Origin of the sequence: Nocardioides sp., from assembly GCF_041913365.1 — a bacterium.
Classification (GTDB): domain Bacteria; phylum Actinomycetota; class Actinomycetes; order Propionibacteriales; family Nocardioidaceae; genus Nocardioides.
Genome location: NZ_JAYSFM010000006.1, coordinates 46506 through 63992, shown reverse-complemented (window position 1 = coordinate 63992; position 17487 = coordinate 46506). Strand labels below are relative to the sequence as shown.

Below are 17487 nucleotides of genomic sequence, written 5' to 3'. Positions count from 1 at the left end.
CGGTGCGAGGCCCGGTTCCACGGATTCCCGGTAAGTCGGCGGTCTGCGAGGTGCGCCGGTACGCTTGACGGTCTGCCTGCCGGGAACGGGCAGCAGTGGTTCGGGGGATGAGGAGCAGGTGTGAGCGAGGAGCTCGAGGCGCGGGAGATCGCGGCGGAGCAGCAGTACGTCGACGAGGTCTACGTCCAGCTCGAGGCGTCCACCCGGAGTGCGAAGGCGCTCGCTGCGGAGGGTCACAGCCGCGGCAAGCTGGAGCACGAGGGCGGGCTCGTCGAGCGCGACGCGATGGTCTTCCAGGCCGCCAAGCGCATCGCGCAGCTCGACGCCGCCCACGAGGGCCTGGTCTTCGGCCGTCTCGACCTCGACCCGTCGATCGACGCCGAGCCGCGCTACATCGGGCGCATCGGCGTCCGCAACGCCGACCGCGACGTGCTGCTGATCGACTGGCGTGCGCCGGCCGCCGGCGTCTTCTACCAGGCCACCGCCGCGACCCCGCAGGGTGTCGTACGCCGCCGGGTGCTGCGGTCGCTGCACCGCACCGTCGTCGGCGTCGAGGACGAGCTGCTCGACCAGGAGGCCGAGACCGACCTGCCGATCGTCGGCGAGGGCGCGCTGATGGCGCAGCTCTCCCGCGCCCGCGACCGCTCGATGCACTCCATCGTCGCCACGATCCAGGCCGAGCAGGACAAGGCGATCCGCGCGCCGGGCAAGGGCGTCGTGTCGATCTCCGGAGGCCCCGGCACCGGCAAGACCGTCGTGGCGCTGCATCGCGCGGCCTTCCTGCTCTACTCCGACCGTCGCCGCTACGAGGGCGGCGGCGTGCTCGTCGTCGGCCCGAGCGGTGTCTTCATGCGCTACATCGAGCGGGTGCTGCCCAGCCTCGGTGAGACCGCGGTCGCGCTGCGCTCCCTCGGTGAGGTCGTCGGCGGTGTCCGGGCCACCCGCCACGACGAGCCGGCCGTCGCCGACGTCAAGGGCGCCACCAAGATGGCCGAGCTGCTGCGCCGCACCGCGCGCCAGCACGCGCCCGGCGCCCCCACCAGCTTCCGCATCTACTGGCGCGACGAGACGATCGTGCTCGACCCCGGCCTGCTCGGCCGGCTGCGTCGCCAGCTGATGTCGCAGGGCCGCCGCAACCGCCAGCTGCCGCGGGTCGCCAAGACGCTGCTCGACGCCATGTGGCGCCAGGTCACCGGCGAGCGCGGCAAGGAGCGCGGCCGCGAGGCCTTCGACGACGACATGCTCGGCCACGAGGGCTTCATCGAGTTCGCCGCGGCCTGGTGGCCCCCGCTGGACGCGCAGACCGTCTTCGGCTGGCTGCGCGAGCCCGACTTCCTCGCCCGCGTCGGCGAGGGCGTGGTGACCCGCGAGGAGCAGCTGCTGCTGCTCAAGTCGTGGTCGTCCGACCTCTCGATCGAGGACGTGCCGCTGCTCGACGAGCTCCGCTACGCCCTGGGTGACGTGCCGCAGCGCACCGACGACGAGCGCGACCTCGACGAGACCGGCCTGCTCGAGGGCGGCGTCGACCTCCAGGAGCTGACCACCATCTCCGAGCGCGACTACGCCCCCGGTGGCCGCCAGTGGGCGCCGCCGACGCACCGCATCGAGGACGACGGCTACGCCCACGTCCTCATCGACGAGGCGCAGGACCTGACCCCGATGCAGTGGCGGATGGTCGGCCGCCGCGGTCGCACCGCGAGCTGGACGATCGTCGGCGACCCGGCGCAGTCGTCGTGGCCCGACGCCCCCGAGGCGGCCGCCGCGCGCGCCGAGGCGCTGGAGGGCAAGGGGCTCCACGAGTTCCACCTCTCCACCAACTACCGCAACTCCGCCGAGATCTACGCCTTCGCCGCCGACTACGCGCGCCGGGTCGGGCTCGACGCCGACCTCCCCGACGCCGTACGCCGCACCGGCGAGGAGCCGCTGGTGGTCGGTCCGGTCGACGACCTCGAGGCCGCCGTGCGCTCCGCGGTCACGGCCGTCTCGGAGCGGGTCGAGGGCACAGTCGGGATCGTCGTGCCGGTCGCGCGGCGGTCCGAGGTCAACGCCTGGCTGGCCTCGTGGCCCGAGTTCGCGGGCGACGCGGCCGGGGCCCGTGCGGCCGTCGACTCGAGCGTCACGCCCAGCGGCGACGACCGGATCGTCGTGCTGACCGGCCTCGACACCAAGGGCCTGGAGTTCGACGGGATCGTGGTCGTCTCCCCGCAGGAGATCGAGGACGAGTCGGCCACCGGCCGCGCCACGCTCTACGTCGTGCTGACCCGCGCGACCCAGCTGCTGACCACCGTCGGCTGAGCGCGCCGATCAGGAAGTTGTTGGTCCCGGCGGTTAGCATCTCGCCACGCAGTTCCCGCTCCACTGGTCACGTCAGCACACACCTCGGGAGGGTGATGTCCCGGCTCACGCGCGCCTTCGGGCTGCTGACGGTGCTCCTCGCGCTCGTGCTCGCCCCCGCCGCCCCGGTCGGCGCTGGCCTGGCCTCGGGCGACACGGCTGACTCCGAGCCTGCCCCGACGTGGGGCTGGGAGACGATCTTCTACGACGGCTTCGAGGGTCCGGCAGGTGCGTGGCCGGACCAGTGGCACAACATGCCCTGGGTCAACGGCGCCGCGCAGAACGGCCTCGGCAAGCTCGAGGTCGGCCACCTCTCGCAGATCCGCACCAACACGGGGTGGACCCTCCCCGCCGGGACCGAGGTCCGGGTCACCGCCAGCATCCTTATGCCCGACACCGGGTCCAACTACGCCGCCTTCTGGGTGCAGCACCCCAACGGCGTGGACCCCCGCGAGGTCGACGTGATCGAGAGCTACGGCCCGCTCAAGCCCGCGGGAGCGCAGGTCGCCACCCACATCTGCTACGACGACACCCCCGAGACCGCGATCAACGCGTGCGCCGCGACCGGCCGGCCGCCGGAGACCATCCCGGTGACCGACACTTTCCCCGTCGGGGCCCAGCCCTGGCAGGCCTACTGGGAGTACGCCGCCGACTTCACCGTCGGTGGTGACACCGTCCTGTTCTCCGCGAGCGACTCCTCGGGCAACCGCCCCTACGAGATGACCTCCACGCCCGACGCGCGCCGGGTCCCCGGCAACGCGGCCCCGTTCCACCTGCGCCTCTCCAACAAGGACGTCCTCCCCGAGTACGCCGTCCCGGGCGGCGCCCAGCACAGCATGCTCGTCGACTGGGTCAGCGTCGAGGTCAAGTACCCGTAGCCTCTTCCGTCCCCGGTGGTCGAGCAGCCAGGCGAGGGACTGGCGCCCAGCTTCCGCGTAGGTGGTCGAGTAGCCGGCGAGGAACGAGCCCGGCGTATCGAGACCTTTCCACAGAGGTCGGTCCGGCCGGGGTCGAGTGTCGGTGCCATCGCCTAGAATCGAACACATGATCGAGACGCTGGAGCGGAACACCGGGAGGGTCGCAGACGACCTCTCGGCCAGCGGCCTGCTCGCCTCGATCAAGACCTCCCGGCAGGTCGAGCACGCTGAAGCCGCCCGCCAGCTCGACCTCGCCGCCCGCTGGGCCGACCTGCACCCGCCTGAGTCGATCCACTCCGCCGCCACTTTCACCACTCCGGGCTGTGAGCACGAGGAACCCATCGCCGGGCAGGGCACCCCATTGGTGGCGGAGTTCTGCATCGCCGAGCTCGGCGGCGTGCTCGGCATGTCGTCGACGTCGGCGAAGAAGCTGATCGGCCAGGCGTTGGAGCTGCGGCACCGATTGCCGCGGTTGTGGGCGCAGGTCCACGCCGGTGTCGTGCCGGCCTGGAAGGCCCGCACGGTCGCGGAGACCACCATCCACACCGTGCCCGCCCTCACGGTCGAGGCGGCGGCGCACGTGGATGCGCAGGTCGCGGCGGTCGCCGGGCGGATCGGTCCCGCCCAGCTTGATCGGCTCGTTGCCGACACCATCAAGCGCTACGACCTCGCGCACCCAGATCCTGCCGCGGATCCGGAGGACGGCTACCTGCACGTCGACCCCCGTCACGCGACCCTGCGTGATGAGGACGTCCACTTCGCCGGGACCATGCGGTTCGAGGCCGAGCTCGACATCGCCGACGCCCTCGACGTCAACAACGCCGTGGCCCGTGACGCCGAGACCCAGAAGGCGTTGGGGTCGACGGAGTCCCTCGACGTCCGCCGGTCCAAGGCACTCGGCAACCTGGCCCGCACCCAGACCGCCCTCGACCTCACCATCGATGCCGCCCCTCAGATAGGTGGTCGAGTAGCCGGTGAGGAACGAGCCGGCGCATCGAGACCCGACCTCCGATCCGGGCACCCCGCCAGTCCCGCTGCCCGCGAGGTCGTCATCCACGCGCACTTCGACTCGCGCTTCGACGGCGTCCAGACCGTGTTCGGTCCCACCGGCCGGATCGAGGAAGGCCAGCGCCTGGTCCTGCTCGACCAGGTCAAGGCCTGGTGCGGCGACAGCCACACGAAGGTGACCATCAAGCCGGTCATCGACCTGAACGCGGAGCTCTCCGCGCCGGGCTACGAGATCCCCGCCCGGATCCGCGAACAGATCATTCTCCGCGATCGCACCTGCGTCTTCCCGTACTGCACAAGACCAGCCCGCAGGACGGATGTCGACCACATCGTCGAGTACGACCACCAGGCGGAAGCGGAAGGCCGACCACAGCCCGGCCCCACCACGACGTCCAACCTGGCCTGCCTGTGCAGGTTCCACCACAGGTTGAAGACCCACTCGGCCTGGACCTACCGGATGGTCGCGCGCGGGGTGTTCGAGTGGACCAGCCCCCACGGCCACCGTTACCGACGCGACCGCCACGGCACGAGCCCGATCAGTCCGGACGTGCCACCGGAGCCACCAGCCCGACCATGACCCCGCCCCACACCCCGCCAGTGACCACGATGGCGGGGCCACAGGCACGTCCGAGCTCCCCGCGCTCGCGCCACCACCAGCAGCAGATCCGGACGGGCGTAGCCGCCCTCAACGCGGCCGATCCGGACCTTCAGCGCCGTGCGTTCGGTACCTTGCAGAAGTGCTTTCTCGGATCGGGAAACGTGGTCTTCTTGCGTCACTCCTACTCAGCACGAGTATCGGCACGGTGGCTGGCTGCGGATCGGAGTCTTCAGTCAGCGGTCCGGACGACGCTCGCCTCATCGTCATTCCCGAAGTCACCGACGACGGAATGTTCTCCCGTGTCTCGGGGACGCTCGCGATCAACGATCAAGGTTGCTTCACTCTTGACGACCGAGTGCTGGTTGTCGGGAAGGGATCTCGCGTTCTCGAAGGCGAGAGGTCGGTAGACGTTGCCGATGTAGGGGTCGTGCAGGTGGGGTCCAGGACCTCAGGCGGAGGGGGACTCATGGACGGCCTGGAAGATGTGCAGTTCTTCGCAGATGCCATGGGCCTCGGCGACGAAGTCATTTCTTGTCAGTCCAATTCCGAGGAACCGGCGCTGACCGTGCTTGACCCCGCAACGCCGTAGCGCAGCGACCAACCACATCCGCATCTCGGCAGATCCGGTAACCGGCGTCGCCAAGAGGGACACACCCGGTCAGGCACCGCGCGGCTCGGCCCCGCGTCCTTCGTCGCCCGTGCGTTGCGACCAGCGCCGGTCGGGCCGACCCGCGCTCACCGCTACCGGAACGCAGCGATCTGCTAGATCTGCTGTCGCAGCCGCCGGCCGCTGGTAGAACTCGTCGTCAGCGAACCCTCGCGGTTCACGGCGAGCACGGAGGAACCGGTGAGGACTGCCGAGCGGAAGGGTGCGAGGTGGCTCGTGCTTCTGGTCCTGCTGGTGATGCTTGGAGCGCTGTCCGGTTCGGTGGGCGGCGTGAACGAGCCCGGGGCTGGCGGACCGGCAGGGTGCGGGACGTACGCGTCGTGGCGGACGTCGGTCGGGATGGGTGACCCGCGGGGCAGTGGTCCGACACCGCGGGATGCCGTTCGGGCCCTCGTCGACGAGTCCGTGACGGTCGGCGACGTCGTGAGCCAGACCCGGTGGCTGGCAGAGGTGCGTGTCTCCCATCGAGGTGTCCCGGGCGTGTACCAGCTCTGGCGCGTCGACGAGACCTGGCGCGTTTACGGCGGCGACGGATGCCCCGCGTCGGCCGGCGCTCCGATGATCCCGGAGGGCTACCACTGCACGGAGCCCGACGAGGAGGCCTTGGCGGAGGGCCAGGCAGTCACCGTGTTCTGCAGTGACACGCCGTTCCACTCACCCTCCGACGGGTACTACTCGTTCCCCTAGCCTCAGCCGAGCTCCGGATCCGGCAGCACCGGACCCGCAGCAGCAGTGGGACGCCCGAGCCCGGCGACCGCACCCAGCACCAGCAGGATGCCGACCACGGCGGCGGGCCCGAGCGTCTCGCCGAGCACGACGGCGGCGACGACCGCGGCGGTCACCGGCTCGACCAGTGACGCGGTCACGGCTGTGCTGGGCGCGACGACGCGGAGGCCGGAGTAGAGCAGGACGTAGGCCAGGGCCATGGTGAGCACCCCGAGGTAGACCAGCCACGCGAGGGCAGGCACGTCGGTCGTCACCCGCGGCCCGTCGACGAGGGCCAGGCAGGGCAGCAGCACGGCCGCGCCGACGAGGGTCATCCCGCTCGTGAGCACCAGCGGCGACGTCGTACGGCTGATGGAGCCACCGGCGGCCGTCGTCAGGGCGTACGTCGTCCCCGACGCGATCGCGAGCACCACCCCGGCGACCGGGGCGGGACCGGTCGAGGACTCGTGGCCCGCGACGCTGACGAGCACCAGCCCGGTGAGCGCCGCGACGAGCACGGCCAGGCGGCCCGGCGCGGGCGCGCTGCGGTGGCGTACGGACTCGGCGACCGTGAGGAGCACGGGCGCCAGGCCGAGGCTGACGACGGTCGAGACCGCGACGCCGACCTGGGTGACGGAGACGAAGTAGAAGCCCTGGTAGGCCGCGGTGCCGACGCCCACGGCGAGCAGCTGCCGCGGGCTGGACCGGGCGAGGTCGAGCAGCTCGCCGCCCCGCCGCGCGAGGAGGAGGGCGGCGAGCAGGACGGCGGCGGCGAGGGCCATCCGCCACGCGCTGATCGTGACCGGTGAGAGGTCGTCGTGCTCGCGGATCAGCTGGACGGCGAGGCCGCCGGTGCCCCAGAGGACGCTGGCGGCGGCGACCTCGGTGAGGCCGCGCAGGTGGGACGAGTGGGTGGACATGCAGGAACGCTCCGTGGCGCGAGTCGGGACAGGGCTCGGTGCGGAGCGGCGGGGACCGCTCCGGTCAGGCGACCGGAGGCGGGAGCAGGCGCGGCGTCAGGCTCATGCCGGCGATTGTGCCAAAGCCTCGCGTGCCGCCAGCACGCTTTTCGGCGGGCGGGCGTCCGTGGCCTAGCATCGGGTGTCCGTAGGAGGCGGACGAGCCCAGCCGTGCCAGACACAACGAGGGGAACTTCCGACCGCATGACTTCAGCGACTGACGTCCGACCGGGCCGCGTGCTCGTCACCGGAGGCGCCGGCTTCATCGGCACGACGCTCGCCACCCAGCTCGCCGACCGCGCCGAGTCCTGGGTCGTGCTCGACAACCTCCACCCGCAGGTCCACCCCGACTCCCAGCCGCCGGCCGACCTCCCCGACTCCGTCGACCTCCGCGTCGGCGACGTCACGAGCGCCGACGACCTCGATGCCGTCGTCGCCGACCTGCGCCCCGACACGGTGGTCCACCTGGCTGCCGAGACCGGCACCGCGCAGTCCCTGTCGGAGAGCACCCGCCACGGCATGGTCAACGTCGTTGGCACCACCCAGCTGCTCGACGCGTTCACCCGCGCCGGCCACGTGCCCGCCCACTTCGTGCTGACCAGCTCGCGTGCGGTCTACGGCGAGGGCGTGTGGCGCAACCACGACGGCTCCACCTTCCAGCCCGGTCTGCGCACCCACGCGCAGCTCGAGGCCGGCAAGTGGGACCACGGCGACGGCGCCGCCCACGTGCCCAACACCGTGGCCGGCACCCACCCCAACCCGATCAACGTCTACGGCGCCACCAAGCTCGCGCAGGAGCAGATCCTCGCCGCGTGGACCGGCTCGCACGACACCCGCCTGTCGGTGCTGCGCCTGCAGAACGTCTACGGCCCGCGCCAGTCGCTCTCCAACCCCTACACCGGCATCGTCTCCCTCTTCTCGCGGCTCGCCCGCGAGGGCAAGTCGATCCCGCTCTACGAGGACGGCGACATCACCCGCGACTTCGTCTACATCGACGACGTCGTCAGCGCGCTCGTGGCCGCGATCGCCCACATGCCGGCCGACCACATGCGCACCGTCGACATCGGCAGCGGCGTTCGGACCACCATCGGCGACCTCGCCCGCGAGATCGCCCTCTACCACTCCGCCCCGGAGCCGCACGTCACCGGCCAGTACCGCGACGGCGACGTCCGGCACGCCTCGTGCGTCGTCGAGGACACCGTGCGGCGCCTGGACTGGGAGCCCCGCTGGAGCCTGCGCGACGGCGTCGCCGGCCTCCAGGAGTGGATCGGGACCCAGCTCGACTGATGGCTGCCTCCACGCCCCTTCCCGCACCCGACGGCGTACCTGCCGCCGGGGTCCCGGCGACCGCACCGGTCACCGCCACCGCACACCGCTCCAACAACCTCGACGCGCTGCGCCTGGTCGGTGCGCTCGCGGTGATCTTCGGGCACGCCTACCACATCGTCGGGCGGCCGTTCGAGAACCCGGTCGTGGCCGGCTACCCCGTCCAGACGCTCGGCGTGGTGATCTTCTTCAGCATCTCCGGCTACCTCATCACCGCGAGCTGGAGCCGCACCCGCAACCCGGTCAGCTACTTCGCCGCCCGCAGCCTGCGCATCTTCCCGGCGCTGGCCGTGGTGGTGCTGGTCTGCATGTTCGTCGTCGGCCCGCTGGTCACGGTCCTGACGACCGGGCAGTACTTCGACGCACCCAACTTCTGGTCCTACCTCGGCAACATCATCCTGCGCCCGCAGTACGAGCTGCCCGGCGTCTGGGCCGACCAGCCCTACCCCAACGCGGTCAACGGCTCGCTCTGGACGCTGCCCGCGGAGTTCTTCTGCTACCTGCTCGTCCCGCTGGTCTTCCTCGTGCCGAAGGTGCTGCGGATCCCGGTGATCGCGCTGCTGCTGGCCTGGTCGGTCTGGTACTCGATGACCCCGCCGCTGGAGTCGGCCATCATCTGGCACTCGCGGATCTCCGACAACGCGCTGATGTGGGCCTTCTTCGCCGCCGGCGCGATCCTGCGGCTGCTCGCCGAGCGCGGCCTGAGGTTCCGCACCGACGTGGCCGTCGGCCTGCTCGCCGTCCACCTGGTCTTCGCCGCGACGCTGCCCCAGCACACGGCGAAGGTGGCGTGGCTCTTCCTGCCCTACGTCGTGCTGACTGTCGGCCTGGCGTCGACGCCGTACGTCCGGCGGGCCTCACGCTTCGGCGACCTGTCCTACGGCCTCTACCTCTGGGCGTTCCCGGTGCAGCAGCTGGTGATCGACCTGTGGGGCGTGCAGCGGATGTCGGTCAACCTCGTCGTCGTCACCGCGATCACCGCCCTGCTGGCGCTCGCGTCGTGGCACGTGGTCGAGCACCCCTCGCTCAAGCTCAAGGACCGGGTCGTGCGCCGCTTCACCCGGCCGCGCCCGCAGCCGGCGCCAGCGGCTGGGACGCCCGTCGAGGAGCCCGCCGCGCGGTCGTAGGGTTTCGGCCATGACCGAGACCCCCGCCGTCGCCGACCTCCTGGAGCAGATCCAGGGGTTCGGGGCCTGGGCGGTGATCCGGCGCAAGGCCGCGCCCACCGCGGGCCTGGTCGGCGGGACGCCCCACGAGGTGGCGAGCCTGCTCGACATCCCGCTCGAGACCGGTACGCCGGAGCCCGGGCGCAGTGCCGACCGGCTGGTCGCCGTGCCGTTCCGCCAGGTGCGCGAGCGGGGTTTCGCCGCGATCGACGACGGCGCCCCGCTGACCGTCGTCGACATCGAGGCCGAGCACGAGGTGGCGGTCGACGACCTCCTCGCGGCGCTCCCCGACGTGCCAGTCGAGTTCGCTGACCGGGGCGGCTTCGCCACCGACGACGAGGACTACGGCACGGTCGTCGAGGCGATCATCCGCGACGAGATCGGCCAGGGCGAGGGCGCCAACCTCGTCATCGGCCGCCACTACCGGGCCGTCGTCGCCGACTGGGACGCCTCGCGGGCGCTGACCGTCCTGCGTCGCCTGATGGAGCGCGAGCGCGGTGCCTACTGGACGTTCTGCTTCTTCACCGGCGAGCGGTTCCTCATCGGCGCCAGCCCCGAGCGGCACGTGTCGGTGCGGCAGGGCGACGTCCGGATGAACCCGATCTCGGGGACGTTCCGCGTCGGCGGCCACGGCGACGAGCTCAAGGACCGGCTGCTGGACTTCCTCGCCGACGAGAAGGAGATCTTCGAGCTCTTCATGGTCGTCGACGAGGAGCTGAAGATGATGTGCGACATCTGCCACGAGGGTGGTCAGGTGCTCGGGCCCTTCCTCAAGCCGATGACGCACCTGATCCACACCGAGTACCTCCTCGCCGGGCGCTCGGACCGCGACCACCGCGAGATCCTGCGCGACACGATGTTCGCCGCGACCGTCACCGGCGCGCCGGTCGAGAACGCCTGCCGGCTGATCGCCGACTACGAGCCCGAGGGCCGCGGCTACTACGGCGCCGCGCTCGCGCTCTTCGGCCGCGCGCCCGACGGGACGCCCACCATGGACAGCCCGATCCTGATCCGCACCGCCGACGTGTCGCCGTCCGGCGAGCTCAAGGTCACCGCGGGCGCCACGCTGGTCCGCGACTCCGACGCGGCCTACGAGGTCGCCGAGACCCGCGCCAAAGCCGGCGGCATCCTCAGCGCCTTCGGCCTCGCGCCGGCGGCGGCGACTGATGGGACCGACATCGCCGACCTGGCCCGCGACGAGGACGTCGTGCTGGCCTTGGGCGGTCGCAACCAGCGGCTCTCGCGCTTCTGGCTGACCGACCAGGCCGGCGAGCCGGCCGACCCGGGTCTGGCGGGCAAGGAGGTCGTGATCCTGCACGGCGAGGACGACTTCGTGAACATGCTCGTCCACGTGCTCGGCGTCTTCGGCATGACCTCGCGCGTGGTGCGGCACGAGGACTACGCCACCGGCGCCTTCGACGGCGCCGACCTCGTCATCGTCGGCCCCGGGCCGGGCGACCCGCGCGAGGGCGACCACCCCAAGATCGCGTCGTTCCGTCGCGCCGTCGACGACCTGCTCGCCTCGGGCCAGCCGTTCCTGGCGGTGTGCCTCGGCCACCAGACGCTGTGCCAGCGGCTCGGCCTCGACCTCGGCTACAAGGACGTCGTCTTCCAGGGCACGCAGTCGCCGGTCCGGCTCGACGGCCGCACCGAGCGGGTCGGCTTCTACAACACCTTCGTCGGCCGGGTGCCGTCCGGCGGTGCGGTCCCCGAGGGCGTGCAGGTCGAGGCCGACGAGGCCACCGGTGACATCCACGCGATCACCGGCCCGCACTTCCGCGGCATCCAGTTCCACGCCGAGTCGATCCTCACCGAGAACGGCTACGACCTGCTCCACCGCGCCGTCCGCGACCTCCTGACCTGAACCGGGCGGTCTGTCGAGCCCCCTGATGCTGGGGTAGTTAGGGACGTTCTCGTAGGTGGGATACCCGAGATCCACCTATTTCGTCCCTAACTACCCCGGGGGTGGCCGGGTCCTCCGCTAAAGTCGAGTCAAACGGTCGACATTGGGTCGGCGTGGCACGCAACCGATCGCGCCTCCACGACGTCACCCTGTACAGGCCGGCTCGGGACATGACGGGGGAGACGTGCGACATCTGAAGCGAGCGCTGGCAGGCGTGTGCCTGCTCGGGCTGGTGGCCTGCGGTGGCACCAGCCGTACGACGACGGACGAGGACGTGCGTCCGCCGCGGGAGACGGGTCGGGCCGCGCCCGTCGCGGACCTGCAGCCGGCCGCCAGCCGGGCCGCTCGGCCCAACATGGTCGTGGTGGTGCTCGACGACTTCTCGATGGACCTCGTCCAGACGATGCGGTCGGTGCAGAAGATGCGGAAGGCCGGCGCGAGCTATCCCCACTCCTTCGTCACCGACTCGCTGTGCTGCGTCTCGCGGTCGAGCTTCTTCACCGGGCAGTACCCCCACCAGACCGGCGTACGGACCAACACGTCGAACAACGGCACGTCGATGCTCGGCGGCTGGCCGGCCTACGACACGCATGGCAACCCCGAGCGCGCCTTCAACGTGCGCCTCCAGGAGGCCGGCTACACGACCGGTTTCGTGGGCAAGTTCCTCAACGAGTACGAGTGGACGCCCGGGCGCGCGCTGCCCCCCGTGGTGCCGGGCTGGTCGACCTTCAACACCGTCTTCGGCTCGGCCTACGACGGCTGGGACTTCGCCAGCACGTCGGTCGCGGACGGGCGGCTCCAGGTCCGGCAGCACCCGGCGCCGCCGGCCTCGGCGAGCAACGCCGAGAAGGACCGGGCCTACGCCGGCACCGTGATCGGCGACCTGGCGATGGACTTCCTCGCCAAGGGCGAGGCGGGCGACGCGCCGTACTTCCTCGAGGTCGCGGTCTACGCGCCGCACAACCGCACCCAGCCGGAGGGCCACTACCCCGGCGACCCGCTGTTCCCGCCGGCGTTCGGCGACCGCACCGGCAAGCGCAGCTGCGGCCGGGTGGCGTGCGGCAAGCTCACCGTCGCCGACCTGCCCGGCTACGGCGACGCGCGCGGCGACAACGTCCCGCGCAACGCGAAGGGCAAGAAGCTGCGCGCCTGGAACACCACCGGCACGCTGCGGGCGGCGGTCGCGGTGCGCGACCTGCGCGACCGCGCGCGGATGGCGCAGTCCGCCGACCGGCTGGTGTCGCGGATCCTCCGCTCCGTCGGCCCCGACACCTACGTCGTGCTCACCTCGGACAACGGCTTCCACCTGGGCCAGAACGGGATGGGCCGCGGCAAGGGGACGCCGTACGACACCGACGTGCGCGTGCCGCTGCTGGTCACCGGACCGGGCGTGGTGCCCGGCAAGCGGCAGGAGGTCACCAGCAACATCGACCTCGCGCCGACCTTCGAGGAGCTCGCGGGCCTCCCGCCCGCGCCCTACCGCAGCGGAGTCTCGCTCGCGCCGACCTTCGCCCAGCCCGCGCTGGTGCGCCGGTCGTACGCCTTCCTCGAGCACACCCAGCAGACGCTCACCGGCGGCGACCCGGACGCCGCGTTCACCGGCTCCGAGCTAGACCGGATCCCGTCCTTCACCGCGGTGCGCAGCCGGACCGCGCTCCTCGCGCGCTTCGACCTCGACCCGCGGCCGGGCAGGAAGAAGTGGGGCTACGAGTACTACAACTACAAGCTCAACCGCTTCGAGAAGAAGAACAACGTCGCCAACCCGAAGAGGCGCGAGGAGGTGGCGTTGCTGATGGCGAAGCTCGCCGCCTTCGACGGGTGCCGCGAGAAGGCCGACCAGCCGGTCTCGGAGGCCTGCCGACTGCTGACCCAGTGAGCACGGCAGTGAGTAACCTCGGCGCGTGACGCCGGACGTGATCGTGGTCGACCACCACGACTCCTACACGTGGAACCTGGTGCACCTGGTCGCCGCGGTCACGGGCGCGCTGCCGCGGGTCGTCCAGCACGACGAGGTCGAGCCCGACGACGTGCTGCGTCACTCGCACGTGGTGCTCTCCCCGGGCCCGGGCCACCCGGCGTCGCACACGGACTTCGCCGTCGGGACCGAGGTGCTGCTCGCGGCGAGCCGCCCGGTGCTCGGGGTGTGCTTGGGCATGCAGGGGCTGGTGACGGCGTACGGCGGGACAGTGGACCGTGTCGCACCGGCGCACGGGGAGGTGGCCGCGATCCGGCACGACGGCGCCGGCGTCTTCGCCGGGCTCGCGCAGGGCTTCGCGGCCGTCCGCTACCACTCGCTCGCCGCGACCGACCTGCCCGACAGCCTGGTGGCGACCGCCTGGAGCGAGGACGGCGTGGTGATGGGCGTACGCCACCGCGACCTGCCGCTGGAGGGCGTGCAGTTCCACCCGGAATCGATCCTCTCGGCGCACGGCGAGGCCATGATCAGGAACTTTCTGGCATGAACGACCCGGTCGACTTCTTCACCTCGGTGGCAGCCGAGCACCGGCGCTGCTTCTGGCTCGACGGCGGCGGCGCCCGCGAGTGGTCGGGCCGCCGCTCGATCGTCGGCTGGCTCGACGACGACGACGTCTCGCTGACCTGGTCCGCCAGCCGGCGCGAGGTGCGCGCGTGGTCGGGCGGCACGTCGACGGTGGTCGGCGACGACGTGTTCGCCGCACTGGAGGAGTGGCTCCGCCCGGGCGAGCAGTGGTTCGGCTACCTCGGCTACGCCTCGCGCACCGACGTCCCGGCGTACCCCGACCCGACCCTCCCCGACGCGGTCTGGATGCGGCCGTCGTCGGTGCGGGTCTTCGAGCACCCCCCTTCGGGATCCCCGGCTGGCCGGGGATCGCTGAACATGTCGGCCCGTGCACGGCCTGACAACTTCAGCGACTCCCTGACAACCCCGCCCGATGAGTACGCCGCTGCCTTCGCGCGCGTGCAGGAGCACCTCCACGCGGGCAACTCCTACGAGGTCAACCTCACCCACCGCCTCACCCGCGAGTCCGACCTCGACCCGGTCGCGGCGTACCTCCGGCTGCGCGAGCTCAACCCCGCGCCCTACAGCGGGTTCCTCCAGCACGACGTCGACGGCGCGCGGGCGTGGCTGCTGTCGAGCTCACCGGAGCGGTACGCCCTGGTCACGCCCGACCGGCACCTGGAGACCAAGCCCATCAAGGGCACCACGCCGCGCGGCGCGACGCCAGAGGAGGACGAGGCCCATCGCGTGCGGCTGGCGGCCGACCCGAAGACCCGCGCGGAGAACCTGATGATCGTCGACCTGCTCCGCAACGACCTCTCGCTGGTGTGCGAGGTCGGGTCGGTCGAGGTGCCCGCGCTGATGGAGGTCGAGTCCTACGAGTCGGTGCACCAGCTCGTCTCGACGGTGCGCGGGCGGCTGCGCGACGACGTCACCACCGTCGCCGCGCTGCGCGCGCTCTTCCCGGCGGGCTCGATGACCGGGGCTCCGAAGCTGCGGACCATGCAGGTCATCGAGGAGGTCGAGTCGACCCCGCGGGGCGTGTACGCCGGTGCGTTCGGCTGGATCAGCGGCGACGGCCCGGCCGACCTGGGCGTCGTGATCCGCTCGCTGATGACCGACGGCGGCGGCACCTGGACGCTCGGCACCGGCGGCGGCATCACGGTCAAGTCCGACGTCGCCGAGGAGTGGGCGGAGTCGGAGTGGAAGGCCGAGCGGCTGCTACGCGTCTTCGACCATCCCGCTGGTTGAGCAGGGCGAGGAACGAGCCCGTGTCGAAACCGAGGGGGCCTGGGTTTCGACACGCTCGCTTCGCTCGCTGCTCAACCAGCGGGGGCGTCGGCCGCCACGCCGGGCAGCCACAGCGAGATCCGCGCGCCACCCGAAGGCGACTCGGACACGTCGATGCGCCCGCCGTGCCGGTCGACGACCTGGCGCACGATGGCCAGCCCGAGGCCGGAGCCGGGCATCGCCCGGGACTCCTCGGACCGGAAGAACCGCTCGAAGACGTGCGGGCGGTCGGCCTCCGCGATGCCGGGGCCCTCGTCGTCGACGGTGAGCACGCCGTCGGTCAGCCGCACCCACACGGTGCCCTCCGGCGGGCTCCACTTGCCGGCGTTGTCGAGCAGGTTGGTCACCGCCCGCTCGAGGCTGCTGGAGTCGCCGACCACGGGCCAGTGGTCGAGCTCGAGGTCGAAGGAGATCCCCTGCGCGCGGCGGCGCACCCGCGTCACGGCGCGCTCGACGACCTCGGCGAGGTCGACCTGTGCGACCACGCGCGTCATCGGCTCGTCTCGGGCCAGCTCGACGAGGTCGCCCACGAGGGCGCTGAGCTCCTCGATCTGCCCGCGCACGTCGTCGAGCAGCTCGAGCCGTGCCTCCGTCGGCAGCGCCGTGTTGCCCTCGGCCTGGCGGAGCAGGTCGAGGTTGGTGCGCAGCGAGGTCAGCGGCGTACGCAGCTCGTGGCTGGCGTCGGCGACCAGGCGGCGCTGGCGGTCGCGCGAGGCGCCGAGGGCCAGCAGCATCTGGTTGAAGGCGGTCGCCAGGCGGGCGACCTCGTCGTCGCCCTCCACCCGCAGCGGGGTCAGGTCCTCGGTGACGGCGATCCGCTCGACCGCGGAGGTGAGGCGGCGCACGGGTCTCAGGCCGTTGCGTGCGACCAGCCACCCGGCGATCAGGGCGGCGAGCACGCCCAGGGCGCCGAACACGAAGAGCACCCCGCCGAGCTTGCCCAGCGTGCGGTCGGTCGCGGTCAGCGGTTGGGCGAGGATCAGCGCCTGACCGCTGCCGGCGCTGACGGTCGCCACCCGGTAGCGCTCGCCCTCGTCGGTCACCAGCGTGCGGACGACCGACTCGCGCTGCCCGGTGACGACCTCGTACTCGGGCTTGCCCAGGGAGAACGTCGGGATCGCGGTGCCCGACATGCCGCGGCCGTCGGCGGTCATCAAGATGATGCGCACGTCCGCGGCGCCGAGCAGCCACGGCGGGACGTCACCGACGGCGATCCCGGACAGCGAGGTGACGGCCGTGGCCTTGTGCGCCCGGTTGAGCAGGGACTGGTCGAGCGAGCTGATCAGCTGCTGGCGCATCACCACGAACGCCGTGAAGGCCATGACCGCGATCGACAGGCCGAGCGCGACCGTGGTCAGCACCGCGACCCGCGACGCCAGCGACCTCCGGTAGTGCCAGCGGCCGTCGGGCCACGTGGAGGCGGGCATCACGACTCCTTGAGCACGTAGCCGACGCCCCGCACCGTCTGGATCAGCCGCGGCTCGCCCTCGGCCTCGGTCTTGCGACGCAGGTAGCCGACGTAGACCTCGAGGGAGTTCGCGCTCGTCGGGAAGTCGTAGCCCCAGACCTCCTCGAGGATGAAGGAGCGCTCGAGCACCCGGCGAGGTCGCCGCAGGAACATCTCGAGCAGCGTGAACTCGGTGCGCGTCAGCTCGATCGGCCGCCCGCCGCGTGAGACGTCGCGACTGGCCACGTCCATGGTCAGGTCGGCGAAGGTCAGCACCTCGCCCTCCGCGTCGGGGTCGGGCACGACGCGGCGCAGCAGCGCCCGCAGCCGGGCCAGCAGCTCCTCGAGGGCGAAGGGCTTGGTGAGGTAGTCGTCGGCACCGGCGTCGAGGCCCTCGACCCGGTCACCCACCGCGTCGCGTGCGGTCAGGACCAGCACGGGTACGTCGTTGCCGGCCGCGCGCAGGGCGCGGGTGGTCTCGATCCCGTCGAGCCGCGGCATCATCACGTCGATCACGACCACGTCGGGGTGCTGCGCGCCGAGCGTGACCAGCGCCTCCGCGCCGTCGGCGGCGAGGACGACCTCGTAGCCGTTGAACTCCAGCGACCGCCGCAGCGAGTCGCGCACGGCCCGGTCGTCGTCGACGACGAGGACGCGGGGCCGGGAGTCACTCACAGCGCAAGGATGC

The 17487-nt window shown here is 71.7% G+C and carries 14 protein-coding genes; 11 read left to right on the top strand and 3 right to left on the bottom strand.

Annotated features, from left to right (window positions below):
- Window positions 1-120: 120 nt before the first annotated feature.
- The 5 genes from ACE3QY_RS15075 (at window position 121) to ACE3QY_RS15055 (ending at window position 6211) form a co-directional block, all read left to right on the top strand.
- Window positions 121-2295, top strand: coding sequence for a UvrD-helicase domain-containing protein (locus ACE3QY_RS15075; RefSeq protein WP_374456853.1), 2175 nt, complete (start codon window positions 121-123; stop codon window positions 2293-2295).
- A 95-nt stretch (window positions 2296-2390) separates the two neighbouring features.
- Complete coding sequence (locus ACE3QY_RS15070) at window positions 2391-3212, top strand: hypothetical protein (protein ID WP_374456852.1); 822 nt, start codon at window positions 2391-2393, stop codon at window positions 3210-3212.
- A 166-nt stretch (window positions 3213-3378) separates the two neighbouring features.
- Window positions 3379-4836, top strand: coding sequence for an HNH endonuclease signature motif containing protein (locus ACE3QY_RS15065; RefSeq protein ID WP_374456851.1), 1458 nt, complete (start codon window positions 3379-3381; stop codon window positions 4834-4836).
- 160 nt (window positions 4837-4996) lie between these two features.
- Entirely contained in the window at window positions 4997-5446 is a 450-nt protein-coding gene (locus tag ACE3QY_RS15060; RefSeq protein WP_374456850.1) for a hypothetical protein, read from the top strand.
- A 258-nt stretch (window positions 5447-5704) separates the two neighbouring features.
- Complete coding sequence (locus ACE3QY_RS15055; RefSeq protein ID WP_374456849.1) at window positions 5705-6211, top strand: hypothetical protein; 507 nt, start codon at window positions 5705-5707, stop codon at window positions 6209-6211.
- A gap of 2 nt (window positions 6212-6213) precedes the next feature.
- Here the strand turns inward: ACE3QY_RS15055 and ACE3QY_RS15050 are convergent, their stop codons facing one another.
- On the bottom strand, window positions 6214-7149 hold the full coding sequence (locus ACE3QY_RS15050; protein WP_374456848.1) for a DMT family transporter: 936 nt from the start codon (window positions 7147-7149) through the stop codon (window positions 6214-6216).
- 243 nt (window positions 7150-7392) lie between these two features.
- On the opposite strand from ACE3QY_RS15050, the gene ACE3QY_RS15045 reads away from it, so the two are divergent.
- The 6 genes from ACE3QY_RS15045 to pabB all read left to right on the top strand — a co-directional run bounded on the left by ACE3QY_RS15045 (window position 7393) and on the right by pabB (window position 15313).
- On the top strand, window positions 7393-8475 hold the full coding sequence (locus tag ACE3QY_RS15045; protein WP_374456847.1) for an NAD-dependent epimerase/dehydratase family protein: 1083 nt from the start codon (window positions 7393-7395) through the stop codon (window positions 8473-8475).
- Window positions 8475-9641, top strand: coding sequence for an acyltransferase family protein (locus ACE3QY_RS15040; protein WP_374456846.1), 1167 nt, complete (start codon window positions 8475-8477; stop codon window positions 9639-9641). Before ACE3QY_RS15045 ends, ACE3QY_RS15040 begins: the two co-directional genes overlap by 1 nt.
- A 10-nt stretch (window positions 9642-9651) precedes the next feature.
- Window positions 9652-11544 (top strand): anthranilate synthase family protein, encoded by a 1893-nt coding sequence (locus ACE3QY_RS15035; RefSeq protein ID WP_374456845.1) that lies wholly within the window; start codon window positions 9652-9654, stop codon window positions 11542-11544.
- Between the two features lie 223 nt (window positions 11545-11767).
- The gene (locus tag ACE3QY_RS15030) at window positions 11768-13459 is read left to right on the top strand and encodes a sulfatase-like hydrolase/transferase (RefSeq protein WP_374456844.1); all 1692 of its coding nucleotides are present in this window, start codon (window positions 11768-11770) and stop codon (window positions 13457-13459) included.
- Between the two features lie 25 nt (window positions 13460-13484).
- Window positions 13485-14045 carry an aminodeoxychorismate/anthranilate synthase component II gene (locus tag ACE3QY_RS15025; protein ID WP_374456843.1) on the top strand — a complete coding sequence of 187 codons (561 nt, stop codon included), beginning with the start codon at window positions 13485-13487 and terminating at the stop codon, window positions 14043-14045.
- Entirely contained in the window at window positions 14042-15313 is a 1272-nt protein-coding gene (gene pabB / locus ACE3QY_RS15020) for an aminodeoxychorismate synthase component I (RefSeq protein ID WP_374456842.1), read from the top strand. Before ACE3QY_RS15025 ends, pabB begins: the two co-directional genes overlap by 4 nt.
- Before the next feature lie 71 nt (window positions 15314-15384).
- Here the strand turns inward: pabB and ACE3QY_RS15015 are convergent, their stop codons facing one another.
- Window positions 15385-16779 (bottom strand): sensor histidine kinase, encoded by a 1395-nt coding sequence (locus ACE3QY_RS15015; protein ID WP_374456841.1) that lies wholly within the window; start codon window positions 16777-16779, stop codon window positions 15385-15387.
- Window positions 16779-17474, bottom strand: coding sequence for a response regulator transcription factor (locus tag ACE3QY_RS15010; RefSeq protein ID WP_374456840.1), 696 nt, complete (start codon window positions 17472-17474; stop codon window positions 16779-16781). Before ACE3QY_RS15010 ends, ACE3QY_RS15015 begins: the two co-directional genes overlap by 1 nt.
- Window positions 17475-17487 lie beyond the last annotated feature (13 nt).